The sequence below is a fragment of the Natrinema ejinorense genome (assembly GCF_002494345.1).
Lineage (GTDB): Archaea > Halobacteriota > Halobacteria > Halobacteriales > Natrialbaceae > Natrinema > Natrinema longum.
Map to the genome: position 1 here is coordinate 1,365,054 of NZ_NXNI01000001.1, position 26,543 is coordinate 1,391,596.

General features: G+C 65.5%; 24 protein-coding genes. 5 read left to right on the top strand and 19 right to left on the bottom strand.

The genetic code is table 11. From position 1 onward, the window contains the following. Nucleotides 1-28: 28 nt before the first annotated feature. From CP557_RS06755 to CP557_RS06765, 3 genes are all read right to left on the bottom strand, one after another. Complete coding sequence (locus CP557_RS06755; RefSeq protein WP_097381554.1) at nucleotides 29-589, bottom strand: uracil-DNA glycosylase; 561 nt, start codon at nucleotides 587-589, stop codon at nucleotides 29-31. Between the two features lie 139 nt (nucleotides 590-728). Beyond that, the gene (locus CP557_RS06760; RefSeq protein WP_097379213.1) at nucleotides 729-2,159 is read right to left on the bottom strand and encodes a DEAD/DEAH box helicase; all 1,431 of its coding nucleotides are present in this window, start codon (nucleotides 2,157-2,159) and stop codon (nucleotides 729-731) included. A 108-nt stretch (nucleotides 2,160-2,267) separates the two neighbouring features. Then, nucleotides 2,268-2,642, bottom strand: coding sequence for a winged helix-turn-helix transcriptional regulator (locus CP557_RS06765; RefSeq protein WP_097379214.1), 375 nt, complete (start codon nucleotides 2,640-2,642; stop codon nucleotides 2,268-2,270). Between the two features lie 263 nt (nucleotides 2,643-2,905). Here CP557_RS06765 and CP557_RS06770 point away from each other — a divergent pair, with 263 nt between their 5' ends. After that, complete coding sequence (locus CP557_RS06770; protein ID WP_097379215.1) at nucleotides 2,906-3,952, top strand: NAD(P)/FAD-dependent oxidoreductase; 1,047 nt, start codon at nucleotides 2,906-2,908, stop codon at nucleotides 3,950-3,952. Nucleotides 3,953-3,981: 29 nt separating this feature from the next. On the opposite strand, the gene CP557_RS06775 is transcribed toward CP557_RS06770, so the two are convergent. The 7 genes from CP557_RS06775 to CP557_RS06805 form a co-directional block, all read right to left on the bottom strand. Continuing rightward, nucleotides 3,982-5,397, bottom strand: coding sequence for an FAD-dependent oxidoreductase (locus CP557_RS06775; RefSeq protein WP_097379216.1), 1,416 nt, complete (start codon nucleotides 5,395-5,397; stop codon nucleotides 3,982-3,984). A 130-nt stretch (nucleotides 5,398-5,527) separates the two neighbouring features. Beyond that, nucleotides 5,528-6,106: a FixH family protein gene (locus tag CP557_RS06780; RefSeq protein ID WP_097379217.1), complete on the bottom strand. Its 579-nt coding sequence runs from the start codon at nucleotides 6,104-6,106 to the stop codon at nucleotides 5,528-5,530. 211 nt (nucleotides 6,107-6,317) lie between these two features. After that, nucleotides 6,318-7,055, bottom strand: a complete 738-nt coding sequence (locus CP557_RS06785; RefSeq protein WP_097379218.1) for a hypothetical protein — start codon at nucleotides 7,053-7,055, stop codon at nucleotides 6,318-6,320. Nucleotides 7,056-7,226: 171 nt separating this feature from the next. Beyond that, on the bottom strand, nucleotides 7,227-8,324 hold the full coding sequence (locus CP557_RS06790; RefSeq protein ID WP_097379219.1) for a glycosyltransferase: 1,098 nt from the start codon (nucleotides 8,322-8,324) through the stop codon (nucleotides 7,227-7,229). Next, nucleotides 8,325-9,308 carry a glycosyltransferase family 4 protein gene (locus tag CP557_RS06795; protein ID WP_097379220.1) on the bottom strand — a complete coding sequence of 328 codons (984 nt, stop codon included), beginning with the start codon at nucleotides 9,306-9,308 and terminating at the stop codon, nucleotides 8,325-8,327. Nucleotides 9,309-9,396: 88 nt separating this feature from the next. Beyond that, nucleotides 9,397-10,257, bottom strand: coding sequence for a hypothetical protein (locus tag CP557_RS06800; protein ID WP_097379221.1), 861 nt, complete (start codon nucleotides 10,255-10,257; stop codon nucleotides 9,397-9,399). 210 nt (nucleotides 10,258-10,467) lie between these two features. Then, a complete protein-coding gene (locus tag CP557_RS06805; RefSeq protein ID WP_097379222.1) occupies nucleotides 10,468-12,045 on the bottom strand; it encodes a sulfatase in 1,578 nt (525 codons plus the stop codon). A 120-nt stretch (nucleotides 12,046-12,165) separates the two neighbouring features. On the opposite strand from CP557_RS06805, the gene CP557_RS06810 reads away from it, so the two are divergent. Next, on the top strand, nucleotides 12,166-13,185 hold the full coding sequence (locus tag CP557_RS06810; RefSeq protein WP_097379223.1) for a lysylphosphatidylglycerol synthase transmembrane domain-containing protein: 1,020 nt from the start codon (nucleotides 12,166-12,168) through the stop codon (nucleotides 13,183-13,185). 40 nt (nucleotides 13,186-13,225) lie between these two features. On the opposite strand, the gene CP557_RS06815 is transcribed toward CP557_RS06810, so the two are convergent. Then, the gene (locus CP557_RS06815; RefSeq protein WP_097379224.1) at nucleotides 13,226-13,627 is read right to left on the bottom strand and encodes a RidA family protein; all 402 of its coding nucleotides are present in this window, start codon (nucleotides 13,625-13,627) and stop codon (nucleotides 13,226-13,228) included. Nucleotides 13,628-13,789: 162 nt separating this feature from the next. Here CP557_RS06815 and CP557_RS06820 point away from each other — a divergent pair, with 162 nt between their 5' ends. After that, a complete protein-coding gene (locus CP557_RS06820) occupies nucleotides 13,790-14,281 on the top strand; it encodes a metal-dependent hydrolase (protein ID WP_097381555.1) in 492 nt (163 codons plus the stop codon). A 117-nt stretch (nucleotides 14,282-14,398) separates the two neighbouring features. Here the strand turns inward: CP557_RS06820 and CP557_RS06825 are convergent, their stop codons facing one another. Next, nucleotides 14,399-14,863 (bottom strand): metal-dependent hydrolase, encoded by a 465-nt coding sequence (locus CP557_RS06825; RefSeq protein ID WP_097379225.1) that lies wholly within the window; start codon nucleotides 14,861-14,863, stop codon nucleotides 14,399-14,401. Nucleotides 14,864-14,983: 120 nt separating this feature from the next. On the opposite strand from CP557_RS06825, the gene CP557_RS06830 reads away from it, so the two are divergent. Then, nucleotides 14,984-15,505 (top strand): DedA family protein, encoded by a 522-nt coding sequence (locus CP557_RS06830; RefSeq protein WP_097379226.1) that lies wholly within the window; start codon nucleotides 14,984-14,986, stop codon nucleotides 15,503-15,505. A gap of 110 nt (nucleotides 15,506-15,615) precedes the next feature. Here CP557_RS06830 and CP557_RS06835 read toward each other — a convergent pair whose 3' ends face one another. From CP557_RS06835 to CP557_RS06865, 7 genes are all read right to left on the bottom strand, one after another. After that, nucleotides 15,616-17,028, bottom strand: coding sequence for an aryl-sulfate sulfotransferase (locus CP557_RS06835; RefSeq protein WP_097381556.1), 1,413 nt, complete (start codon nucleotides 17,026-17,028; stop codon nucleotides 15,616-15,618). Between the two features lie 216 nt (nucleotides 17,029-17,244). Continuing rightward, nucleotides 17,245-18,123, bottom strand: a complete 879-nt coding sequence (locus CP557_RS06840; protein ID WP_097379227.1) for a universal stress protein — start codon at nucleotides 18,121-18,123, stop codon at nucleotides 17,245-17,247. Nucleotides 18,124-18,234: 111 nt separating this feature from the next. After that, nucleotides 18,235-18,534: a HalOD1 output domain-containing protein gene (locus CP557_RS06845; RefSeq protein WP_097379228.1), complete on the bottom strand. Its 300-nt coding sequence runs from the start codon at nucleotides 18,532-18,534 to the stop codon at nucleotides 18,235-18,237. A gap of 105 nt (nucleotides 18,535-18,639) precedes the next feature. Further along, the gene (locus CP557_RS06850; protein WP_097379229.1) at nucleotides 18,640-21,807 is read right to left on the bottom strand and encodes a PAS domain-containing protein; all 3,168 of its coding nucleotides are present in this window, start codon (nucleotides 21,805-21,807) and stop codon (nucleotides 18,640-18,642) included. Nucleotides 21,808-21,879: 72 nt separating this feature from the next. Continuing rightward, the gene (locus CP557_RS06855) at nucleotides 21,880-23,547 is read right to left on the bottom strand and encodes a gamma-glutamyltransferase family protein (protein ID WP_097379230.1); all 1,668 of its coding nucleotides are present in this window, start codon (nucleotides 23,545-23,547) and stop codon (nucleotides 21,880-21,882) included. Between the two features lie 136 nt (nucleotides 23,548-23,683). Further along, on the bottom strand, nucleotides 23,684-24,736 hold the full coding sequence (locus tag CP557_RS06860) for a DNA-methyltransferase (protein ID WP_097379231.1): 1,053 nt from the start codon (nucleotides 24,734-24,736) through the stop codon (nucleotides 23,684-23,686). Nucleotides 24,737-24,916: 180 nt separating this feature from the next. Next, nucleotides 24,917-25,447, bottom strand: a complete 531-nt coding sequence (locus tag CP557_RS06865) for a hypothetical protein (RefSeq protein ID WP_097379232.1) — start codon at nucleotides 25,445-25,447, stop codon at nucleotides 24,917-24,919. A 435-nt stretch (nucleotides 25,448-25,882) separates the two neighbouring features. Here CP557_RS06865 and CP557_RS06870 point away from each other — a divergent pair, with 435 nt between their 5' ends. Next, nucleotides 25,883-26,527, top strand: coding sequence for a hypothetical protein (locus tag CP557_RS06870; protein ID WP_097379233.1), 645 nt, complete (start codon nucleotides 25,883-25,885; stop codon nucleotides 26,525-26,527). Nucleotides 26,528-26,543 lie beyond the last annotated feature (16 nt).

Genomic DNA, 26,543 nt, shown 5'->3' on the forward strand with positions numbered 1-26,543 from the left:
GAAGCCCCGATCGGTAGCTCCAGTCCCGTCACGTCGACTCGAGGGCCGTCTCGAGATCCGACTCGACGGCGGCGACTTTGCTGCGATCGTACAGCGCCGCGGCGGGGTGGAACGCCGGGACGACGGTCCGCCCCTCGTGTTCGAACGCCCGCCCGTGCAGGTCGGTGATCGTCTCGTCGGTATCGAGAATCTCGTCCGTCGCGACGCTCCCCAGGGGGACGAGGACGGCCGGATCGACGCGCTCGATCTCGGCCTCGAGAACCGGCCACCAGGCATCGATCTCGGCGACGTAGGGGTCGCGGTTCTCCGGCGGGCGTCCCTTGACGAGGTTGGTGATGTACAGGTCCCGCCGGTCGAGGCCGATCGACTCGAGCGCTCGCTCCAGTTGCGTGCCGGCCTGCCCGACGAAGGGTTCGCCCTGGGCGACCTCCTGCTCGCCAGGAGCCTCGCCGACGAGCATCACGTCCGCCGACAGCGGACCGACGCCCGGAACGAACCGCTCGGGCTCGAACTGGTCGGCCGGAACCGCCTCGAGCGCGTCCGCGAACGCGACGGCGAACTCCCAGTCGGTCGCGGGCTGGTCGGTCATGTCGTGGCGGTACGTTCGTGGCGAGGAAACGGCTTTTTGCTGCGTGTGCTGCCGGTCGAGCGATCGAGACGACGACCGCGGGCCGATGTCGGCGGTGGGCCCCGTCCGCTCGCCGTCGGAGCGGCGGCCCGAGACCGCGCTATCGTCTCCGGCTGGCGACGCGCTCCTCACCGGTATCTTCGCTCACGACTTCGTAGAGCAGCGCGCGCTCCCCGTCGGCCGTCGGCCGCAAGATCCGGCCGAGTCGCTGGGTGAACTCGCGTTCGCTCCCGCTGCCCGACAGCACGACCGCGACGTTGGCATCGGGCACGTCGACGCCCTCGTCGAGGACGTTCGAGGTCGCGATTCGGGTGTAGGTCCCCTCGCGGAACCGCTCGAGGATCTCCCGTCGCTCCGTGGTACCGGTCTGATGGGTGATCGTCGGAATCAGGAACCGCTCGCTGACCTCGTACGCGAGGTCGTTGTGGGCCGTAAAAACGATCGTCCGCTCGTCGCGGTGATCGGCGAGGATTTCGGCGAGGGCCTCGAGTTTGGCCTCGCTTCCGAGCATGATCTCGCGTGCGCGCTGACGTGCGAGCAACGCCTCGCGCGCTTCGGGGTCGTTGCCGGACCGCTTGACGAGTTCCTGGTAGTCCGAGCCACGGCGCATTTCGATGCCCGACGTCGCCAGGTAATCCGTGAAGACCCCCTGATTTCGCTCGTATGCCTCGCGCTCCTCGGGGGTGAGCGAGACCTCGAGTCGCTTGAGGTCGTAGCTGGCGAGGTGGTCGCCCGCGAGTTCGTCCACGTCGACGCGGTGGACGAGTGGCCCGACGACGGCTTCGATCACCTCGTGTGCGCCGTCGGGACGCTCGAAGGTGGCGGTCAGCCCCAGTCGGGCGGGTGCGGCGAGCAGCCGAGCGATCTCGCGGTACCCCTCGCCGCCGAGGTGGTGGACCTCGTCGAAGACGACGAACCCGAACCGATCGCCGACCGAATCTGCCTTCAGATACGCCGAATCGTACGTCGAAACGGTGATCGGCTCGAGGCGCTGTTCGCCGCCGCCAAAGCGGCCGATCGGCGGGCCGAACTCCCGCTCGAGTTCGCGTTCCCACTGCTCGAGCAGGTCGATCGTCGGGACGACGACGAGCGTCGGCACCGAGAGTCGATCGATCGCCTCCAGCGCGATGACCGTCTTGCCGCTGCCGGTCGGGAGTTCGAGGACGCCGGCAGGTGCGCGAGCGATCGACTCGCGATCGAGGAGGTCGGCCCAGCGGTCGGTTTCGAGCCACGCCTCGAGCGCCGTCGCCTGGTACTCGCGGAGTTCGTACGCCGAGCGGAGGTCGGAGACGGACGCCAGATCGAGGACGTGATCGTCGACGGCGACGTCCCGTTTCGTCAGGGCAGCCCACAGGTCGGCGTAGCTCACGGCGGGGACGCGCCAGCTGCCGGTCCGTGGATCCGCCTCGAGGTCGGGCACCGATTCGCGGAGCGACGATGGGGACACAGTCGAGTCCTCGAGGCCGTCGATCCGGACCGTTCCGTCCGTATAACGGAGTTCGATCGCCGCGGAGTCACAGGTCCGCGTCACGGGTCACAGTCGGGACAGGAGCCACATATACTGTCGGTTCCGGTTCGATGGGGCGACTCGCCGCGCCGGGGTGTGGAACGCACGGCGTCGGATGGACAGGGGGCCGTCTCAGGCGATCGAACTGTCCTTGTCCGATGCGGCCGCCAGATGCTGTTTCCCCCACGTTTGCATCGCGTCGATAACCGGTTCGAGCGATTCGCCGAGTTCGGTCAGCGAGTACTCGACGCGAACGGGTTTCTCGTTGACGATCTCCCGATCGACTAACTGCTTCTCCTCGAGGTCGTCCAGGACGTCCGAGAGGACCTTGCTCGAGATGCCGCCGATTTCCTCCTGGAGGGCGTTGAATCCCAGCGGCCCGTTGTCGAGCAGCCGGTGGACGACGACGGTGTGCCACTTCTTCCCGATTAGCGTGGCGGTCGACGTGATCGAACACCAGTCCTCGCCCGCACACCAGACTTCCAGCTGTTGAGTCGACTCTCCCATATGCCGGCGTTGGCGGTGGGCGGCCTTATAGTTACCCACTGTAACTCACTTACGTTATGTAGTTGAGTTTCCCGTCCCCTGACGGCGCGACCCACCGCCTCGGTCGGTCGACGATACTGTCGTTCGACGCGACGTTCGTCCTCAGTAATCAAAAACGTTCGGCGATCCCGTCCAGCGATTTCGGACCACGACTTACCGATCCGTAACCGGGTCACCGTCCCGTTAGCTGAACGTTATACCTGTGGAGTCGTAACTTGGTTACAATGAGTGACCCCGAACAGCACACTCGCGATGCGACCGGAGCCGACCACCGCTACGAGGTCGTCGTCGTCGGCGGCGGCCCGGCGGGATTGACGACTGCGCTGTATGCGGCCCGACTCGGCCACGAAACCGCGGTCTTCGACCGCGGCGGTGGACGGGCAGCGATGATGCAGGACACGCACAACGTCATCGGTACCCCCGAATCGGTGTCGGGTAACGAGTTCCTCTCGACCGCCGTCGAGCAGATCGAATCCTACGGCGCGGACTACCGACGGGAGTTCGTCACGAACGTCGAGCGGACCGGCGACTCGTTTACGCTCGAGACGACGGACGGCTCGGCCGTCGCGGACAGGGTCGTCCTCGCGACCGGCTTCTCCGACGAACGACCCGACCCACCGTTGCCCCGGACCGGGCGCGGCCTCCACTACTGTCTCCACTGTGATGCGTACATGTTCGTCGACGAACCGGTGTACGTGATGGGTCACGGCGAGAGCGCGGCCCACGTCGCGATGATCATGCTCAACTTCACCGACGAGGTCGACCTGCTGCTCCGGGGTGACGAGCCGACCTGGAGCGACGAGACGGCACGGCTGCTCGAGGGTCACCCCGTCGATGTCGTCGACGAGGACGTGACCGGCGTTCGAAACGGCGACGACGGCTGGCTCGAGGCCCTGGAGTTCGCCGATGGGGCGGTCCGCGAGTACACCGGCGGCTTCGCGATGTACGGAAGCGAGTACAACAACGGCCTCGCGGTCTCCCTCGGCGCGGAGCTGACGGACGACGGAACGGTCGCCGTCGACGATCACGGCCGAACCTCAGTCGACGGGCTGTACGCCGTCGGCGATCTGACGCCGGGACACAACCAGGTCTCCGTCGCGATGGGGCAGGGCGCGAAGGCGGGGATCGCGATCCACAAGGAACTCCGCACGTTCCCGAAATCGCTCGCCGAACTCGAGGCCGAAGGCGCCGTCTCCGCGAGCGACGTTCCCGCGATAACGGACGGGTTACGAAGCCAGGCCGCCGACCACTCGGCGGCGGACGACGACTGATCGGAACCTGGTCGCGGATCGGCCAGCAGCTACTCCATTTTCCCGGACAGTACCTTCGCGGCGACCAGCACCGGATCCCACGTGGTGTTGAACGGCGGCGCGTACGCGAGGTCGTAGTTTTCGACGTCGGCGACGGTAGCCCCCTCCGAGAGCGCCGCGACGACCGCGTGACTGCGGTGGACTGCACCCTCGCCGTACTCGCTGACGAGGCTCGCGCCGAGGACGCGTTCGGAGTCGCGGTCGGCGGTCAGCGTGATCGTGACGTTCCCTCCCTCGGGGTAGTAGCCCGCGCGGGATTTCGCGGTCACGGTCTCGCTCACCGGATCGAACCCGGCTTCGCGGGCCGCATCGTGATCCAGGATTCCGGTTCGTGCCGCTTCGACGTCGAAGGCCTTGACGGCGGCCGTCCCGGCGATACCGCCGCCTTCGGTCGGCGTGCCGGTAACCGTCTGGCCGATCGCACGTCCGTGGCGGTTGGCGGTCAGCGCAAGCGGCACGTACGCCGGCTCGCCCGTGACGACGTGGGTCGCCTCGGCACAGTCGCCCGCCGCGTAGACGTCCGGCGCGCTCGTCTCGCGGTAGGAATCGGTGGCGATCGCACCGGTGTCACCGAGTTCGATGCCCGCGTCCTCGGCGAGCGCCGTTCGGGGACGAACGCCGGTTCCGAGCAACACCATCTCGACGTCGATCCGGTCGTCCGCGGTGACGACGGCCTCGACGCGGTCTCCCCCTGCTAGCTCCAGGACGTCGGCATCGAGGTGGAGTGCGACGTCCTCGTCCCGAAGATGGTCGGCGACGTACTCGCTGGTTTCGTCGCTGAACCCCTTCAGAACGCGGTCCCCGCGCTGGAAGAGATTCACTTCGAACCCGTTGGCTGCCAGCGCTTCGGCCATCTCGACGCCGATGTAGCCGCCGCCGACGACACCGACGGGACCGGTACAGTCCTCGAGATAGCGACAGGCCGGCCCTCGATCCGGTTGCTGGAACGATTCGTCGTCGCGAGCGCGCGCGACGTACTCTCGGAGTTCCTTCCCGTCGCTCATCGAACCGAGCGTGTACACTCCCTCGCGGTCCGTGCCGTCGATTGATGGCACCACCGACTCCGCTCCCGTCGCGATCAGCAGGTGGTCGTAGGGCTGGACGACCGTCCCGGCATCGCCCTCGGCGGTGACCGTCCGATCCGCGGTGTCGACGTCGACGACTTCGTGTCCCGTTCGGAGATCGATGTCGCGTTCCTCCCGAAACTCCTCGGGCGTCACCGAAACGAGTTCCTCGAGCGATTGAATTTCGCCTTTGACGTAGTAGGGCAACCCGCACGCGCCGTAGGAAACCCACTCCCCCTTTTCGAAGACGACGATGTCGCGGTCGGGATCGTCACGTTTCGCCTTGCTCGCTGCGGACATCCCCGCTGCGTCACCGCCGACGACGACGAATGGGTCGCTCATACCACCACTGTGAACAGTGAGCTATATAAGAACTAACCGGGCGTGTCCGGACGCTCCCGGAGCGCTCGTCGGCCGTAATTCGAACGCCAACGGCAAGCGCCCTGTACCCCGTCAGAAACTCGAGTCGGCGTTACTGTCGCCGGAGCAGGACCGCCACACCGGTGGCGAGGAGTCCGATCGCGCCGACGACGACGGCGACCGTGGGTCCGGATCCCACGCCAGCCGCCTGGGTCCGGTTCTCGTCCGTGTCCGCGTCCGACGCTTCGTCGCCGGCAGCGCCACCGGGGTACTCGAGGTCGGTATGGTCGTGGACGGTCGTCTCGAAGTGCGTGTGCACGTCGGTTCCGTCGAGGCTCCCCTCCAGATGGACGACGTAGTCGCCGGGATCCGTGAAGACGACCGGCGCTTCGTAGACTCCCGGTTCACCGTGTTTTTCGCCGACCTCGAGGGCTCGCTTCTCGTGGTCGCCCGTCTGGACGGAGACGGTCAGGTTCGCGGCGTGGTTTTCGACCGGCTCGCCCGATTCCGCGTCGACAACCGAGAACTCGAGCCACATTCGTTCGCCGGTGACCAGCGGTTCGTCCGCGCCGCCGAACGTTATTTCGTTCCCGTCGACAGCCTGTGTTTCGTGGGCGACGGCGGGGCCGACGGCTCCAACGAGCAGTAGCGCGATCGTTCCGACGACGACCAGTCGTCTAGGAAATATCATTACACGATAGCAGAGGACGCATCGAACGGAAACGATTCTGGTTCGGTTCGCGAATGCCGATCCGCCGCGAGGACATCAGGACATCGCAACGCTCGGAGTCACGTGGATGGTGCGAAGCAAACGGCCCGAGATACCGTCGATCGCTCTCGTAACGGGATGGATGCGACCGATCGCTGGTGAGCCGAATCCGACCGACCGACGAACGCGAGTGCTACCACTCGAGTTCATCGGCGAGTTCGTCGAACGCGCTGGCGACGTCCTCGTACCGGTCGGTCGAATCGAACCGGAACCGAGTCGGTTTCTCGGGACCCAGTTTGCCGATGAGTCTGGAGCGGACCGTCTCCGAGCCGGTCTCCCATTCGAGGCGTATCTCGCGACGGTCGTCGTCGAGGTCGACGCCGGCTATGTTCGTCAACGCATGGCAGCCCTCGTCTTCGAGACAGAGGTGTGGCGGTGAGAGTTCGTAGTGTTTCCCGTCGGTATACCAGTCGACGAGGGGTCCAGCCGGAAGGAGTGTTGCGGCTTCGGTTTCGATACTGCCGCGGATCGCGGCCTCGAGACCGGAACTGACGGTCGTCTCCACCTCGAACGTTCGGTGGTCCGGGACGTAGGTAAGCAGTTGCTGCCCGTCTCGAAACGCGTCCAGACGCCGTAGCGAGACGAATCGATGGAACGAATGGTTCGACAGTAACGCCGAAAGACTACTCCTGACGTCGTCGACGTCCCCCCTGAAGCGATCGTCGTCCACGCGAGCGAACGCATCGCGGAGAGACGCGACGAGGTCGGGGTGGTCGTCGCCCAACTGCGCTTCCTCGATCCAGACGTCGACGGTGTCTGCGTGATCGAGTACTGCGTCGATCGCGGCGTTCGTCGCGCGAATTTCGGCCGCCTGGTCGTCCGTCACGATCAGGACGTGCGTCGGGTCGAATCCGGCATTTCGTCGAGTCATCGGTTACTCGGGCCTCCTACCGAAGTACGACTCCCCTTCGTCGTCCAGCGTCCTAACGGCTGCGATGGGTGGCGCGGCTGTCGTATCGGTTCGTTCGGCCGTTCCTCCGAGCGAGAGTGACGTTCCGGTGAATATCGCCGACGGACGAGCGCGTCTGGTCAGGAACGCGATTCAGCTCCGCTCTTCCTCGGAGAACCGCCACGGGCTCTCGACTTCGGTCGGGGACTCGTCTTTCGCCAGCGGTACGTTGTGATACAGTTGCTCGAGGTGGTCCATCGTGTAGCTGACCGAGTAGCGTTCGACGGCCCCTCTGGTCTCGCGGTCGGTCGACAGACAGGTCTCGATCGCGTCGACCATCGACTCGAGATCGCCGTACTCGAACCGCTCGCCGTTTTCGGAGCCGATCGTCTGGTCGAACGGCGGGACGTCGGCGGCCGCGACGGGCGTCCCGCAGGCGTTGGCCTCGAGCGTCGAGAGCCCGAGGGTGTCCGCGGTCGAGGCGGTGACGAACGTGTCGATCGAGGAGTAGAAGATCGGCAGTTCCTCGCGGGGGAGGAACTCGCGGAGCTCGACGTTTTCCGGGGCGTTGCGCTCGAGACAGTCGCGATACGGTCCCTCGCCGACGACGACGAAATCGTACTCCGGCAACGCCTCGGCGGCCCGCAGAATCTCGCTGACGTTTTTCTCCATGCTGAGTCGACCGCTGTAGCCGATGACCCGCCGGTCGGGGTACCAGTCTTCCGCGGTCGGCTGGAAGAAGTCCATGTCGATCCCGACCGGTAGCTGGACGTGTTCGACGTCGCGGTCGATTCGCTCCGTCGACGCGGTCACGACGTCGAAGCTTCCGAGGAAGCCGTTCTCGACGGGGACGTACAGCTTCGAGAGCAGTCCCGCGATCGACTCGAGTTTGATGCTCTGGTGGAAGTACTCCTCGAGGGGCGTGTGATGGGTGTAGATCGTCGGTAGGTCGTGTTTCCAGGCGTAGTAGCGGCCCAGAATGCCGATCGGGGCGGGACCGTGACAGTGGACGATATCGAGGTCGGGAAGCGTCGAGGCGCGGCGGGTCAGCGGGATCCGGTAGCCTGCATAGAAGGGATTCGGGAGCGATCTGACCGGAACCTCACGCTCGCCGGGGTCGTAGTCGCCGTCGGGGTAGACGACGTAGACCTCGTGTCCTTTGCGTTCGAGCTCCTCACGCCAGAGCTTGATCGTATACGTTACGCCGTCGATCTCCGGGAAATAACTGTCCGTAAAGAATCCGATCTTCATTCAGGCCACCTCCTCGTATAGCGACTGATACTGGTTCGCAACCGTCGAGAGCGAGAACTCCTCGCTTCGCCGTGCCGCGTTCGTTCCGAGCCGATCCCGAAGCGTCGGGTCCTTGAGCCGGTCCAGCGCCGCCTCGAACCCACCGACCCCCGAATCGGCTACCTTCAGGCTATCTTCCCCGTCCTCGAGCCACGAGAACGTCTCGATGTCCCGGACGAGGACCGGTTTGCCGGCGGTCATCGCCTCCAGTAGCGCGATTCCTTCGTTTTCCTCGTGGGTGGGGAAACAGAAGACATCGCCCGCTGCGAACGCACCGCGGATGTCGTCTACGTAGCCGGTGAACGTACAGTTGTCCGGCGAGTTTTCGATCAGCCTCGTCGTTTCCGTCCCTTTCAAGGAGAGGTCCAGCGGGCCGAACCACGCGAAGTCCAGTTCGGGCATCCGGCGGGCCAACTCGACGAACGTCTTCAGCCCCTTGCGCTTGATGACGTGGCCGACGAGGAAGACGGTCGGCGGCTCGAGGTCGTACCGCTCGCGGTACTCGGCTTCCAGGGACTCGAACCCCTCGAGTTTCTCGCGGTCGACGCCGTTGGAAATGACGGTCGTCGGCGCGTCGGTGTAGGTCTCGATCAGCCGCTGATTGTACGCCGACGGACAGACCAGCGCGTCGGCCAGCCCGTAGGCCCGCTCGAGGTAAGGTTTCAGCGGTTTGGCGAGGGCGTTCGTGAACCGAAAACTGTCCCCGAAGTCCTCCGCGGTGACGTGGGTGTTGGCGACCACGGGAACCCCGCGAGCGCCCGCCCGCTTCGCGTACCAGACCGAGCGTGGCCCCATGAGATTACAGTGGAACACGTCGGCCTCGAGCGTCGGTTCGGTCGTGTACTCGATGTCCAGCCGATCCAGCATCTTCCGCTGGTGGACGACGGACTCGTGAATGCCGCCGGTGACGCGGTCCTCGAATTCGAAGTAGTGACTGATCTTCATGTCGAATCCCGGCCCCGATCGAGATGGTCGCTCACTCGAGATCACCGGCCCGAACCGGTGCTCGTCCGTCTCGGTCGAATCTCCGGCGTTACTCGACTTCGAGCCACGGGACCTCCATCAGCGGCGGAATGTGGGTTTCGATGTGGTGTTCCCAGACGCCCTCCTCGCCAAAGGCCTCCCCGTGGTCAGCGGTCACGACGACCCGTCCGTCCAGGTCCTCGACCAGGTCGGCGACGGATTCGAGCGCGATCCGGAGGTTCTCCTCGTACAGCGCCAGTGCCGCCTCGCGGGTCCCGTTCTTGACGAGGTCCGCCGGGTCGAGCTCGAGCCAGAGGCCTGCCTTTTGTGCGAGTTCGCTCCCCTCGAGCGTGTTCTCGACTTTCGGCCGGATCGTGTCGCCGAGCGACGAGAGCGTACCGCCGCCCTCACCGTCCGACTGTTCGGCTTCCTCCTGCTTGCGGATCCCCTTCTGGATCTGTTTGAGCTTCTGTCCCTTCCCCCGGGAGAGATAGGGCGCGTGGGGCTGCATGTAGTGAATCACGGTCCGTTCGGCCCGTTCGACGGCCTCGGGATTGTTTCGGAACGCATCGCCGAGACTGTCGGGCGGAACCGTTCCGAGATCGTCGTCCCAGCCGGTCTTCCAGACGTCGAAGACGTTGCTGATGTGGTCGGATGCCGACCACTCGTAGTCGCAACTCGCGCCCCACTTGAGTTCGTTGAGCGGAATGCCCAGGTCGTTGATGAAGGGGTTCCCCGAAAAGTACGCGATGTCGTGTTCGTCGGTGAACGTCCGGTATGCCCACTCCGGCGTCGACGACCCCGTGCTCCAGCGCTTTTCGAGCGTGCCGTCGAGATACTCGTCGTAGACCTCGCTGAACACGTCGTATCGACACGCATCCAGCACGAGACAGTAGTCCCACTCCGATTCGAGGAAGTGCTGGTCGTCCATTAGTTGGCGCTACCTTTCGATTCGACCACTGTATTCTTATTGGTTCTTGAAAGTCACCCGAACTGGCCGATACCACCGATCATTCGCCGACTACGCGGTCGATTTCGGCGTCCGGCTCGGTCGGTGACTCATACGGTCTACTGTACGTCAGTACTGGCGGGACCGGGACCGCCTTGCGGTCCCACCGGTACATCGGTACAGCAAACCGTATCACTCGAGATAGCCGAGTTCGCGCAGCCGTTCCTGTGTCTCCTCGTCGGCCTCGGCCAGGGCATCGGCTTCGTCCCTGTCCGTCTCGGTCGGGTCGTCCCACGCGCCGCCGACGGCGTCTTCGAAGTTCGCGAGCGCCCGTTCGGTCGCGGCGACGGTCTCGTCGTCGGACGGCTCGATGGCCGATTCCTCGTCCGGATCCGCGTCGAGCCGATACCCTTCGTCCGGGATGCGGTCCGCCCGGACGTACTTCGCGTCGGTACTGCGGGCGGCGCGAAGCCTCGCGTACGCGCGATGATCATCCGGGAGTTCGATGCCCGCCTCGCTCGCCTTCTCCTCTAAGTGATGGAGTTCGATGACCGGCTGTGCGTACTCGACGAACCCGTAATCGACGTCTCCGTCCCCCTCGAGGACGGCCTGCTGGCCGGGATCGGGAGCAGCCGCGCCGTCGAACGCCCGATACTCGCTCGAGAGCAGCGATCGCGTCGGGTCGCGAGCGACGGAGTCGCCGTCTGCCGCCGCAGTGACGGCGGACTCGGGGTCGACGTCGAGCGCCTCGAGGACCGTATGATAGCAATCGAGCAACTCGACGAGGTCGTCGCGCCGGTCGGCCTCGAGATCCGGATGTTTCACCAGCAGCGGGACGTTGATCAGCTGATCGTAGAGGGCGAACTCGTGACCGTAGAGGTCGTGCTCGCCGTGGAGTTCGCCGTGGTCGGCGCAGACGACGACGGTCGTCTCGTCCCACTGTCCGGTCTCGCGCAGCCACTCGAACAGCCGGCCGAGTTCGGCGTCCATGTGCGCGATCTCGGCGTCGTACAACCCGCGGATCGCCTCCCACTCGTCGTCGTCGATCGCCCGCGCCCCGGAGTTGTACTCTTTGGAGTTCTGACAGACGTCGTCGGGATCGACGCCGGGTGCGAACTCCTCGCGGTACTCCTCGGGCGGGTAGTAGGGGAGGTGGGCGTCCATCAGGTTGACGAAGGCGAACCAGCCCTCGTCGCTCCCGCTGTCGTCGATGAACGACTTCGTGCGGTCGATGACCGAGGGGGTCTTCGAGTCCGCGCCCTCGCCGCTGGCGAGTTTGGCGTGGGCTTTCGCTCCGAGGTGGACGATCGTCGAGGCGAGGTCCCGGAGGTACTCGTTGTCGTTGACGGTCTGCCACGCGCTCGCCAGCGGACCCGAGAGGACATCGCGGGGGAGGACCTCGAAGAACGAGTCGTGGTGGTCGAACCCGTCGGTGAGCCCGGTGTAGGGCGTGATCCAGGCGTTCGAGGAGTAACAAGCGGTGTCGTAGCCGGCCGTCGACAGCACTGACGCGAGGGTCGTCGCGTTCTCGAGGTAGGGACTCCCCTGGTCGGCTCCGTGCTGGCTCGGATAGCGGCCGGTAAACAGCGAGGCGTGGACGGGCAAGGTCCACGGGGCGGGGGCGACTGCTGACTCGAAGACCGTCGCCTCCTGGGCGAACCGAGAGAGTTCGGGTGTCGTCTCCCGCTCGTAGCCGTACGGACCGAGCCGATCCTTTCGGACCGTATCCAGCACGACGAAGAGGACGTTCGACTGGCGAGTCGGCTCCATTACTGGCGTTACTCACCTCCACGCAAATAAATCGATTGAACTACCCGGACGGCCGACCGTTACGCCGCGTTCGCCGACGTCGATCAGACGTTTCAAGTTCGATGACGATTCATACCAGCCATGGACGAGCGAAACCGGCGGGCATTCCTCATCGGGGCGTTCGGGGCGATTGCGGTCTTCGCCGTCCTGCTTTTCGTCGTCGGCGCACGGAGCGTCATCGATACGTTGCTCTCGGCGACTCCGTCCCTGGTCGCCGCCACGTTCGCCCTCGCACTCTGCTGGCTGGCCGCCTGGAGCCTGATGCTTCGAACAGTGCTCGCCGCTCTCGACGTCGAGATCCCCCTCGTCAAGTCGTTTTTCGTCTACGCCGGTGCCGTCTTCGCCAACAACGTCACGCCCTTCGGGCAGGCCGGCGGCGAACCGATCGCGGCCCTGCTCGTCTCGAAGGTTTCCGACGCCCGCTACGAAACCGGACTCGTCGGGATCGCGACCGTCGACGTCCTCAACGTGATTCCGTCGATCTCGCTCGTCCTCGTGGGCGTCGGCTACTACGCGACCACCGCAGCGATCGGGGAGCGCCTCGAGACGGCCGTCGGGTCGGCGATCGCACTGGTCGGAGCTATCGTGGTCGTCATGGTGATCGTCTGGCGGTACCGGAATAGACTCATCGACCGGCTCCCAGCGATCATCGCCCCGCGTCTCGGCCGGCTCGGCCTCGATCGCTTCGATTCGGAGACGCTCGAGGAAGACCTGACGGATCGGATGGGTCGGTTCTTCGAGAACATCGAACGCGTGGCGACCGACCGGTGGCGTCTCTCGGCGGTGATCGGGCTGTCGCTGTGTGGCTGGCTCTTCCAGACGGCTGCGCTCTTGATCGCGTTCGCCGCACTGGGACAGACCGTCCCGCCGTACGTCCTGCTGTTCGCGATCCCGCTCGCGAACCTCGCGGGTGCAGCCCCGCTTCCGGGCGGCCTCGGGGCGATCGATGCCGTGTTCGTCACGCTGCTCGTCCCGACGACCGGCGTCCCGGCGTCGACGGTTACCGCGGCCGTGCTCATCTTCCGGGGTGCGATCTACTGGATGCCGGTCCTGATCGGCGGGCTCTCGGTGTCGGGCTTTGGCGTTCGAGCACTGCGCTGAGTCGGCTCACGTGCCCGCGTCGGACCGTCGAAGCGCCTCGCTACTCCTCGATGACTGCCGTGACCTCGAGTTCCAGGAGGTAGTCGGGATCGGCGAGGCTGTCGGCTCCGATCAGTGCCGACGCCGGGAGCGCGTCGTCGCCGTAGAAGTCGACGACGTGGGGGTACGCTTCCTCGACGAAGGCGTCACAATCGAGCGCGTAGATCGTCTGTCGAACGACGTCGGCTGGACCAGCGTCGGCCGCAGCGAGCGACGCGTCGACGTTCGCCAGCGTCCGCTCGATCTGTTCCGCGTAGGTCTCACCGACGACGAGACCATCCGAATCGCGGGCGGTGGTCCCGGCGACGTGGATCGTCTTTTCGCCCGACGAGACGACCACCTGCGAGTAGAGATCGTCTACTGGATCGGCGATACCCTCCGGGTTGATTCGATCGTGTCCCATACCGGGGCTCTCTCCCGTTCCACGTTATGTGTTACCAATCGTGTGGAAGTGGTCGCGAACGGAATCGCCGTCGGAGGGAAACGCCACGACCGGATCGTCGATGACGCCCTCCCCGAGCAGTTAACCGCTTCCGGATCCGAATGCGGCCGACGATCCGAACGCATGTACCGAGACGGCCACGCCGGATTCAACGCGCTCCTGTACGCGCCGTTCGTGCCACTGATAGCCGCCAGCCACTCGCTCGAGGCGGCTCTCTGGGGTGGAGTACTCGTCCTTGCCACGGCGACCCTCCCCGACATCGACAACGGAATCGAGCGGGTGGCTCACCGCGGTCCGACGCACACCGTCTGGTTCGCCCTCCTGATCGGGCTCGTCGCCGGGACGGGAACGGTGCTCCTCGCGCGCTCGACCGTCGGGATCGATGGCAGCTTCGAGCTCGGGTTCGTCCTCGGGTTCTGTGGCATCCTCGCCCACCTCGCGGGAGATGTCGTGACGCCGATGGGGATCTCCCCGTTCGCACCCGTCTGGCGGGCCCACGTCACGCTGGACTGGTTCGCGTCCAAGAACGGGCGGATCAACCGCGCGTTCCTGCTCGTCGGATCGGTCGCGCTGTCCGCGTCGCTGAGTCTGGCGATCTGGCAGCCGATCGCGTAGTCGTCGCCGTGCCCGCGCCTCCATCGACCGCGCCGTCGCCACGGGCGCTATAGTAGCAACTGAAACGATTTACACACTGATTGCAACGCTGTCGTGCGATCAGGTGTGCAATGACTTTCAGTTGCTACTATAGTCGCTCGATCGAAACGCGTCGGTTCGCCACGCGAGAAACCCGATCGACGCCGTCCAGAGGACGATCGTCGCGGTCGGTCCGTGAACCGGGAGCCCGGGACTCCAGTTCGTCTCGAGCGGGAACAGCGGGTCGATTCCCATCGGAGAGAGCGAGTCGATAACGAGATGCGACCCCAATGCGAGGGCGACGGCGGCCGCGAACTCTCGACTGCGAGCGACCGCGTAACTGCCGGCGACGACCGCCAGTACGAACAGGGGCGTGTGAGTGATTCCGCGGTGGACGAACGGCTGCCCCCACGCCGAGAGAAAGAGGAAATCCACGTCGGGAACGAGCCCGAACACGATCCCGAGTCGCGGATCGGCCCCAGTACTCCCTCGAACGAGTGCGTAGCCGACGATCGCGTGGGTCGCGAACGCCCCAGCGAGGAACGCGATCCGTCCCGGTCCCATCACGATTTCCTTCGGATGGCTCCCGAAGATAGCTTGCGGTTCGCGGCGGGGAGACCAGACGTATCGCACGAACTCGGAGAGACCAATAATACTTACACCACGGGAACAGTATCGACCGCTATGCTCCCGCTGCAACTCGAGGACACGCCGCCCCGGCTCGAGTCGCTGTTCACGTCGGAGTTCGCGTTCGCAGTGTTGTTCGGGATCTGTGTGCTCGAGGGGGCGATGTTGCTCCGATTTATGCCGAGCGAACTCGTCGTCCCGGCCGCACTCGCCCTGATCGGCTCGTCGATGCCCGAGTCGATCACGATCGTCGCCATCGCGGTCGTCGGCACGACGATCGGTCAGTGCGGGTTGTTCTATCTCGTCCGTCGGGCGGGTCGCGAGTACGTCCTGCGGAAGCGCTGGTTTCCGATCACCGAGTCGCGACTCGAGCGCTTCGACGGCTGGTTCGACCGCTGGGGCGCACTCGCGGTTCCGGTAAGCAACACGTTGCTGTTCGTCCGCGGACTGGCCACCGTGCCCGCCGGCCTGTCCGAGATGGAGTGGCGCTCGTTTGCCGTCCTGTCAGCGGTCGGGTCGCTCTCCTTTCAGTCGATCCTCGCCGCGCTCTACCTCCTCGGGGGCCACCTGCTCGCCTAGGTGGGGTGTCGCGTGGCCCCTTCGCTCGTCTCCCAGCGACCCTCGAGGTCGCCTCGCCCGATTCGAGCGGCCCCGCGGCTACGCGAACGACCGAGAAGCGAGAGCGGGCATCAGTCGCCGCCCCCTCGGTAGACCGGCAGCCGGAACCTGACGCCGGCGTCGCGGAGTTGCCACCTGATCTCCATGGTGAGCCACGTGAGTCCGCTCACGAGCGCGATCCCGATGGCGGCGAACTCCGATTGGCCCATCCAGACCGGCGTCGCAAAGAGAAGGCCGTTGTAGATCCGGTGGGGCAGAACGGATTCGATGAGATCGCCGAGGAATCCGAGCGGATCGATATCGAACCCGCCGCCACCGCCACCGCCGCCGGTGTCGGTGTCGGCTTCAGTCCGGGACTCGAGGCCCAGCGCCGCCGCGCTCTGCCCGCCCTCGCTTTCGGGACCCGTCTCGAGGCGTTCGGCCTCGTAGGGCAGCGTCGAGCCGACCTCCCAGACGACGGCCCCGGATTCGTTGACCTCCATCACGCGATTGCCGTGGGTGTCGGTGATGAGCGTGTTGCCGTTGGGGAGTCGGTCGGCATCCCTGGGCCACTGGATCCGATCGTCTTCCCACTCCCAGGTGCGATTCCACTCCCCATCTTCGCGCTGGAACTCCTGGATACGTCCGTTCTCGGAGTCGGCGACGACGACGGCGGGACCGCCCTCGCTCTCGGGGATGTAATCGGGGTTGTGCTGTTCGTACTGCACGTCGTACTCGTTTTCCGCCCCGAGCGTCCAGTCCTCGAGCAGGCCCTCCTCTCGGTCGAGGAAGACGACCTGGTCCTGGTTCCGGAGACTGGCCATGATCGTCCCCTCTAACTCGCCCTCATCGATGTATTCGACGTCGTTGACGTGGGCCCAGTCTTCCGGATAGGGGCCGCCTTCCTCGACGGGGAAGTCGCTCTGGGCGTCCCAGAGCCACTCGACGACCTCCGTCTCGGTGTTCACGACGAACACCTGATCCGCGACGATGTCGGCGACGACGACGTGGCTCTCGTTGATGCGATCCGCGTCGTGCCACTCGCCGGCGGTCTCCTTGTAATCGTAGCGCTCGTAGAGCACCTCGACCTCGCCGGTCTCGAGGTCGGCCCGTTCGATGACGTTTCGCGCACAGGGCGGATCGGAACAGGTCGGCCCCTCGGTGTGGATCGTGTCCGTCGCGGTGTACTCGACGGTCAGCGGGTCGTCTTCGACGGGGTCGACGTCGAAGTACTTCGTTCGCGTGTTGTTGTAGTAGAGCACGTCGCCATCGGGTTCGTAGGCCGTAATCGTTCCGGCACGGCCCGATTCGGTGACGACGGTATGGTTGTCCGTTTCCGGTGCGTTCGGAACGGCTTCTTTCGACGCCGTCGAAATCCCGCCCGACGACGCGCTGACGACGACGGCGGCCGACACGAGGACGATCGCTACGAACGCGATCCGGAGTCGGTTTCGCGACAGCACCGATCGGAACCGAGCGAGCGATGGACGCGATCCCTCGGTCACGATTCGATCACCCGCGAGCACGTGAGCGCCGTTGTGCGGACCATTTGGTTCTGGTTCATCGATCGGACACAAGTATTTTTTCTAACCCGTTTCCGTCCCGAATCGACGGCGACGACGCGGTTCGGGGACCGCGTTCGGACGGCCGACTGGCAGTCAGTGGTGGCCCAGCCGCGATCCGCAGTGGGGTGTGCCGGGAAATCGGGACGGCAAACCGTCTCAGTCACGCTCGGCCGTTCGTCTCGTGGTGAGGACCGGCACCGGCGACGTCCGGATCACGCGCTCGCTAAAGCTGCCGAGCAGGTGACGATCGAGTCCGGTGTGACCGTGGGTTCCCATCACGACGAGGTCGATCCCCTCCGCGTCGGCGTAGGCGGTGATCTCTCGTGGTACTGAGCCGGTCGAGACCGTCGTTGTTACGGGATCAGCCCCCGCTCGTCTCGCGATCGCTTCGGCCTCGTCGAGGACCTCCTGGACGTTCTCCTCGAGTTGTTCGGAGAGCTGGGACGACCCCGAGGCGATCGTTTCCGGCAGTTCGTCGACGATCGATAGCAGGTGGAGCGTCGCGCCGTGTCGGGTGGCGATCGACGCGGCCCGTTCCACTGCGGCCGTCGCGTGGTCGCTGCCGTCGGTCGGAACGAGCACGTCGGCGTAGGGGTAGCGCCGCGTCGCGTCGTCGGCCGCACGGACGGTCACCACGGGAACCTCGCTCCGGTTCACGACGTAGTCGGTGACGCTTCCGAGGACGTACTCGCTGATCCCGCGTCGCCCGTGGGCCCCCATCACCACGAGATCGACTTCGTCGACGGTGGTGCGGTCCGCGATCGTTTTTCGCGGATCGCCCTGAACGACGGTCGTGGTAACGGAGACGCCACGATCCTCGGCGAGCGCGGCGGCATCCGAGAGGATCTCGTCGCCTTCCCGCTCGAGGACGTCTACGACGTCGCCACCGAGCTGCGTTAGACTCGGTTCGTTCGTGTCCGCAACGTAGAGCACGTGGACGGTCGCATCCTGATCGGCGGCGATATCCAGTGCGTGCTCGAGCGCCGCCCTCGCGGAATCGCTCCCGTCGGTGGGGACGAGCAGTCGAGTGGTCATGAAACGAGGTTCGACACCGACCCGCTTACATGTACTGGACGCTGCCCGTCGTGGCCGCTCAGCTGTCGCGGAACCGATCGGAGAAAAGGCAGAAGCGACGGAGCGGTATCGCTAGACCGATTCGATACGGATCTCGCCGCCGGCAGTGACCGTTACCAGACAGTCGCTGTATTCGAACGTGACGGAGCCGCCCGAGCGGAGGCCGTTCGCACGCGGTTCGAACAGTCGCTCGAGCGCGTCGGCGTTGATCGAGTAATGCAGCGGCTCGATTTCGGTGACGGCTTCGTTTCGAAACGTTGCGACTGCCTCCGCTACGGCAACGCTGAGCGGTTCGTCATCGAGTCTATCGTATTGCACGGAATACTGATCCCCCATTTCGGTCGCCGGTGATCGTGAACTCATCTCTGTCATATATTGTACGTACCCCCAGTACGTCCGTGGGAAGTCATTCCCTCGTTCACGAGTTGTCGTAAAGAGTCTGGTCGTTAACTGTATAACAGGTTTCGAAGGGAGTGGTTAATCAGTTAACTTCTCTCCGGTCGTCCCCTCGAACAGGGCCGCGAACAGCTTCCGCTCGGCCGATCGAACGTGTTTGTGAAACGCGGGCGGGGAAATATCCAGCGAGCCGGCGATTTCCTCGCCGTTTGCCTGCCGGGGCCACTCGAAAAATCCGCCGTGGTAGGCCGTTTGGACGACCTCTCGCTGCCGATCCGTAAACGTCTCGAGCAAGGTGTTCCGCGCGGGGCCGTCGAGCGTCTCGGGATCGTTCGTGCGTTGCTCGCGCCTGGCGACCATCGAGACTGACGGGCCACTTCGGGTGATATTGGCCAATACGTCGCGGACCTCGACGGCGTCCGGGACGTCGACGATCGCGCGACCACCGGACTCGTCGGCGACGAACTCCCGTAACCGCGCGCCGTGTGAATCGGCGATCGATCCGAGAAACGGATCGGTGAGCTGTATCTGGAGCAACGTATCGTCCTCGTGTTCGGCGATCGTCGACACGCCACTGATCCCCTCGAGTGTGGTCTCGTCGATGGCGGCCACCGATCCGTCGGCGGCTCCCGCGACAGCGGCGAAGACGAGCTGCGAGCCGTTGGCGCGGACCGTCGAACCCTCGTAGGTGACGGCTCTCTCGAGCGCGGCCGCGAGCTGACAGAGGGTCGCATCGGCCGCGACCTCGAGTTCGACCTCGGTGTAATTGTCGCCGACCAGCGCGTTCTTTCGCTTGACGGCGTCGATCGCGTACGCGATCGTTTCGCCGAGTTCGCGCAGCATCGACCGAAGCGTCTCGTCGAACCCATCCCGCTTCTCACCGTAGATCGACAGGACTCCATAGAGGAACCCATCGTACACGAGGGGCACCGCGAAGACGGACTGGAAATTTCGCGACAGGGCATCGCCCCGCCAGTCCCCGTCGTGAACCGACTCCGCGACGTTCTCGACGTAAACCGGTGTTCGGGTGCGAGCAGCCCGCCCCGCCGGTTCGGCGGCCGAATTATCGACCGTCGTCACCGTCACGGCATCGAGATACCCGCGCTCGAAACCGGCGTGAGAGCGTGACTGGAGCCGATTGCCACTGGGGTCCGGCTCGCCGATCCAGGCCAGCGAGCACGCCTCGAGTTCGGCGAGGCGCTCGGGGATTCCGCGTTCGATCTCGGCGCGGGACTCGGCCAGCAAGAGGAGCTGTTCGAGATCCTGGCGCACCTCGTTGGCGTCGTTGAGCCGCTCGAGATGTTGATTTTGCTGTTTGAGCTCCTGCTCGCGGTCGTGGAGTCGGCGCGTCCGGCCGATCCGATCGAGTGCGGCTTCGGCCGCCGTCGCGAACAACTGGGCGAGTTCGACGGTTTCGTCGTCGTACTCGCCGACCGTCGTCGAGAGCGCGACGAGAACACCGTGTTCACCCAGCGGGACGTAGAGGCCACTGCGGGCGGCGGTCCCCTCGTCGTAGACCCGACTGTCGGATCTCACGTCGTCGTAGACGACGGCGTCGCCGGTCACGAACGACTCCCAGGTGATACTGTCGTTTGGCTGGAGCCGCGGCGGCGGACCGAGGGCCGATTCGAGGGCCGACGCGGCCGCCGCCGGCTCGAGCTCGTTGTTCTGCTCGTCGAACCGATAGACGACGCTGTCGAGTTCGAGGACGTGGGTTGCGACGTTGACGATGTACTCGCAGGCCTCGTCTTTCGATTCGACGGTCAGCAGGTGACTGGTCGCCTCGTGCAACGCATTGAGCGCCTCCTGATACTGCACCCGTTCGGTCACGTCGTTCGCGATGCCGATCACGCGATCGACGGTGTCGCCATCGTCGGCAGTTATCGGCCGATACCACGTCTCTAACACGCGATCGGAGATCTGTCTGCGTGAGTGAACGGCCTCCCCTTCGAGGGCCGTCCTCGCGTCGGCACACGCCTCGTGGTAGTCCTCCAGCACGTCGAAAAACGACTTGCCGACGACGTCTTCGGAGTCGAAGCCGAGGTTTTCGAGTCCCCGTCCCTCCGAGAGCGTGAGCGTCCCGTTCTCGTCGAGAACGAACAGGATGACGGGGACGTTCTCGACCAGCGTCTGTAACCGCTCGGTCCGCTTGGTCAAGTCCTGTTCCCGCTCGACGCGCTCGGTGACGTCCCGCCAGTAGACCGAGAGTCCCGAAGGGGAGGGATAGATCCGTGCTTCGACCCAGCCGCCGTAGGGGTCGAAGTAGGTTTCGACCGTCCGGGGCTCCTGGTCGTCCATCGCCGCGATGGCTGCCGACTCGAACGCCGAGCCCTCCATTTCCGGGAACACATCGAGAACCTTCCGACCGAGCAACTCCGAGCCGTCGATATCGAGCAACTCGAGCGTCCGATCGTTGACGTACGTAAATCGCCTGTCGGCGTCGAGGGCGTAGAAGGCGTCGGTAACACGTTCGAAGGACTTGCCGAGTTCCTGTTCGATTCGGTGATACGTCGTGATGTCCCGAATCGAGGCGACGATCCCGTCGACGGTGCCGTCGCCGAGTCGATTCGTGAGGACGGCCTTGTGAACGTACCAGGTGTCGTCCGCGTGCCGGCACGTGTATTCGACGGTCCGCGTCGAGCCGCGCTTGGCCTCACAAACGGCCTCGAACGTGTCGGCCACCGTCTGCATGTCGTCGGGGTGGACGTAATCGAGCATGTGTGCGCCGCGCATTCTGGCCGAATCGAACCCGCCGACGCGTTCGACCGCCGGACTGACGTACGTGACCTCACCCGCCTCGTCGAGGATGACCAACAGGTCCGAGGACTGTTCGATCAATGCCTGGTACCAGTCCACGCGACTGTCGGTCTCCCGTCGCATCGAGTCGAACTCGAGGGCCCGCCGAAGCCGATGCGCCACCAGCGGCGGCTCCTGAATCGTGCTCGTGGCGATCACGTCGGTGGCACCGTCCGCTCGGAGTTTCGCGACCGATTCGTTGGCGGCCGGATCGACGGCGTACACGATCGGACACGTCCCGTCGAGCGCGGCCAGAACGTCCCGGTCGTCGGTCAAGACACAGTCGGCCGTGTCGATCCGCTCGTCCGTGAGTTCGGTCGCCGTCGACACGGACTCCGTGACGGTGACCGACTCGTCTGCCAGCCCCGCCGTGACCGTCCGGAGCCAGTCGGACGTGCCGACTACAAGGGTGCGAACCGGAGTCGTCTCGACGCCCTCGAGACCGCGAGCCATACCGCTTCGTCGGCCGGGACGAATAAAAAGTTCGCGTCGATCTCCGCTTCAGGGAACGGGTCCAATCCGATACTAATAGCCGATCACGAGCCCGTCCTTGCGCGGCTCGGTCGCCCCGGCGAGGGTCGCTCCCCGTCGCCGAACGAGCTGTGCGCCGCCGAACATGACCGGGGGAAGGACCCGAACGTCGTGTCCCGTCCGTGCGAGTTCGGCCGTGTTCGGCAGTCGTTCTTCGACGCCGAGCGTTCCTTCCTCGCGGTATCGCCAGCGCGGTGCGTCGAGTGCGGCCTGTGGCGACAGCCCGTAGTCGACGACGTTCGAGAGCACCTGGACGTGACCCTGGGGCTGCATGTAGCCGCCCATGACGCCAAACGCCATCCAGTCGTCGTCGCCCAGCTTCGCGATCGCGGGGACGAGCGTGTGAAACGGGCGTTTTCCCGGCTCGAGGCTGTTTGGATGGTCTGGGTCGAGCGAGAACGACGCCCCGCGGTTCTGGAGCGCGATGCCGGTGTCGCCGGCGACCAGGCCGCTCCCGAAGCCGGCAAAGCGGGAGTTGATGTACGAGACGAGGTTGCCCTCGTCGTCGCCGACGGTCAAGAGCACGGTGTCCGAATCCTCGGCGGCCGCGTTCGGCACCCCGATCGCGGGATCCCGTATTGGCTCCGGCCCGATCGCCCGCGCCCGCTCTCGAGCGTAGGCTTTCGAGGCGAGGGGCGGGACCGACTCGAAGGTCGGGTCCGCGACGTAGCGGTGGCCATCGACGAACGCGAGTTTCGTCGCTTCGGCGAAGGCGTGGACCCGGTCCGGCGAGTCGTAGTCGTGTTCCCCCGCGCCGATCGCCTCGGCGATGTTCAGCGCCTCGAGGGCGATCAGTCCCTGGTTGTTCGGCGGGAGTTCGTAGACCGTCGCGCCGTTGTAGCTCGTACTCACGGGGTCGACGAACTCGGGTTCGAACGCCGCGAGATCGTCTTTCGCCATGAAGCCGCCGGCCGCCCGAATCTCCGCGACGATCTCGTCGGCGATCGCTCCCTCGTAGACGACGTCGGCCCCGCTGTCGGCGATTGTTTGTAACGATTCGCCGAGGTTCGGCAGTCGAACCGTCTGCCCCGGTTCCGGGCTCTCGCCGTCGAAGAGGTACGCCTCGCGGGCGTGATCGTCCACGAACAGCTCCTCGGCGCTCGACCAGTGGTGGGCGATCACCGGCGAGACGGGATACCCCTCGGTCGCGTATTCGATCGCGGGCTCGAGAACCGTCGCCAGCGATTTCCGCCCCAGTCGCTCGACCGTCGCCTCCCATCCCCGAGCGGTACCGGGGACCGTCACCGCGTGGGGCCCGAGGAAGGGCATCCCGAGGTCGTCCCCGCTCGCGTCGCCGTCGACGGCGTAGCCACGGGACGCGGGGTAATAGCGCTCGGGATCGTCGTCGGCCTCGAGAGCGCTCCTGACGGCGTCGATCGTCGCGTCGGCCGGGGCACCGCCACAGGAACGCATCGCACCGACCTCGCCGTCGGCGGTCCGATAGAGTGCGAAGACATCGCCCCCCAGCCCCGTCGAGGTGGGCTCGACGACGTTCAACGCGGCTGCGGTCGCGACCGCGGCGTCGAAGGCGTTACCACCGTCCCTGAGGATCGAGACGCCGGCCTGCGCCGCGAGCGGTTGGCTCGTCGCGACCATCCCGCGAGCGGCGTAGACGGTCGAGCGCCGCGAATCGAACCGATCCAGGTCCACGGAGTCGTCCATACCCATAGCGAAACGCCAACACTCAAAATAGTAGCCCCGCCACACGTCGATCGTCGGGACGACCCGGACACCCACGGCGTCGGTTATGGAACGCCGGGATGGGCGACCGTCTCCACCCTCGCGCCCTCGTACGGACTTACTCGAGGACGAGGGGCGCGTGCTCGAGCCGATAGCCGTCGTCGGCCTCGTGGACCGCACTCACTTCGCGCAGCCGAATCTCGCGCTCCATCTTCGTGACGACCGGCGTCTCGTAGTAGTCCGCGTCGTACTCGAATCCCTTGCCATCCTCGCGGCGGCGGTCGACGAACTCGCGGTGGCGCTCGAGACGCGCCCGGCCGATCGATCGCGACAGTGCCGGCACCGCCTCGACGCCCTCATCGAACACCTCGAGAAAGGCGTCCTCGAGTTCGTAGCCGACCGAATCCCGACCCGCACACATCGCCGCGAGCGTGGTCGTCCCGGTCCCCCAGAACGGATCGAGGACGGTGTCGCCGTAGGCCGAATACATGCACAGCAGGCGGTAGGGGATCTCGAGGGGATACGCGGCGGACCGCTCCCGGAGGTCGTCGTCCGTCGCGTCGATCGCCTGTAGATCGCCCCTGACGTCGGTCCAGACGTCGGTAAACCAGCGGTTGCGCTCCTCCCAGAAGTAGGCGGCCTCGTAGCGCCGGTCGGCTCCCGGTTCGAACGAGCGGCTCTCTCCGCCCTTCCGAAACACCAGGATGTACTCGTGTTCCAGGGTGACGTAGGCGTTAGGCGGGATCATCCCGCTGCCCATGAACTTGGCCGCGCTGTTGGCCGGCTTTCGCCAGAGGATATCCGGGAGCGGGTCGAAACCGCGCCGCTCGAAGGCCTCGAGCACGCGGGCGTGGTTCGGATAGACCCGGAAGCTCCCGTCGACCGACCGGGTCGCATCGCCCACGTTGATACACGCGATCCCCCCGTCGACCAGCACCCGCTCGAGTTCGTCCCAGACGCGGTCGAGCTGGGCGTGCATCGCCTCGAACGCCTCGCGTCCGTCGCCGGCCGCCAGCGCCTCGCCGACCGCCGGATCGAGCTCCGTGAAGAGATCGTCCCACATCTCGATCATCGGATACGGCGGGGACGTGACGACGAGCTCGACGGAGTCGTCGGTCACCTGCGACAGGTCACGGGAGTCACCGACGAAAACGCGGTGGGTCGTCTCCATTACGTTACCCTGTCGGCGTCACCCCCTTAGCCTATTGTGGTTCGCTCGCTTCTCGGGTCGCGTTCCGTTCCTGTCATACGGCCGTCTCAGGCCCTCGAAGGACTCGAGTGGACGGAAACGGCCGGGAAAAACGGGTCACGGAACCGATCGGGGACGCGAGACCACTCCGCCGCCGTCCGCTTACTCCTCGTCGATCTCCTCGTCCGTCTCGTCCGCCGCCGCTGTTTCGTCCGTCTCCTCCTCTTCGGTTTCGCCGCCCGTCGCCGGTTCGAACTCCTCGATCGGTTCCCACTCCTCTTCGGCGTCGGAGGAGAGACGACGGCGGAGAACCACCGCCCCCGCGACCGCGCCCAGTACGAGGAGGAGCCGCGGTAGTCGCCGCGAACCCGAGTCGCTCTCCTCGGTGTCGATGGTCTCGGCCATCTCCTCACCGCCCTCCTCGGCCGTCTCCATCACGTCCTCGATGAGGTCCGGCTCCTCGAGGGTCGACTCCTCGAGTTCGGGCGACTGTCGGCCCGCCAGGAACCCGACGGCCGCGCCGAGACCGAACAGCACCCCTGCGAGCGGAAGCCGGCCACCGGATCCTCCCCCCTCCGATTCCTCGACCGCCTCGAGGATCGATTCGCGCATCGGGGAATCCATTCCTTTACTGATCGCTTCTTTGACGATGAGTTCGGACAGCGTTTCGTCTTGTTGTTCCATCTCCGGCATAATCCGCTACAACCACACCACCGTACATAGTTCTGTCCACCGTTTCCACAGTGGGCTACACTCGTCGTTCCCGACGAAGTGATCATTCAACCGGTCCGACAGTATAATCAGTCATTACGGACGGTCCCACGAGCCGACACCGATCGAACGAGTCGATTACGAACGGGCGAGACCGGACTCGAGACGGCACCTCACTGTCCTTCCCCCGAAATACCGTCCCTCTCCCGTCCGATCGACGTCCGCCGAGGGCCAGTTGCGCTCCGCGAGACGGAGATCGTACTCTCGGTTTCGGTTCCGACGGGATTCGTCGCTCCGGCCATCGATCACACCGGTAACGTGGTAGTACCCTGGCCGATCGCAGACGGCCGGCGTGCTCCGAGCCAGCCGACGAAAGGCTCCCATAACGAAAGGGACTCCCCAGAATGGGGTCATGATATGAGCGTTATCCGCCAGCCACGGGCCCTCGGTCGAACGACGCGGCGACGCGTCATGGGCACCGCTGCCGCGCTCTCGACCGCGGTCATCGAAACGATCGCAGTCGGCTGCTGGTTCGCTCTCGTCGTCGGCTCGCGGACGACGTCGACTGCACTCGCGGGACTCGGACTCCTCTTTTGTGGCGCGCTCTCCAGAGCAGGGATCTTCGGCGTCACCGTTACCCAACCCGGTGACGTGTTGCAGCCACGCCGACTCGCCGTGGCACTCCTGTTTACGACCGGCTGGATCGTCTGGCTCTTGGTCGCCGAACTGGTCGGAGGCGTGGCCGGCGTTACACTCGCTGCCGGTCTCCTCGCCGGCATCCTCAGCGTGCAGTTCGCGCTCGAGCACCGCGTTTTCAGCCGCTCGTCGGGGCCCGGCATCGCCGAGACGCCGATCGTTTCGGGGCTGTTGCTGGCCGCCGGCGGCTCGACGCTACTCGCAACCGCCTGGTTTTTCGACTGGGGGCTCTCCTCACCGCCGCTCTCGGTCGGGGTTACGACCGTCGTCGTTCTGATCGAACCCCTGCAGATCGGGGTGGTCGTCTTCGGTCTCTTCGCGTTCCTCGCACACTACCACCGGCTCCGGCGGTTCCTCGACCACTGACCGTCTCGCCCGTCCC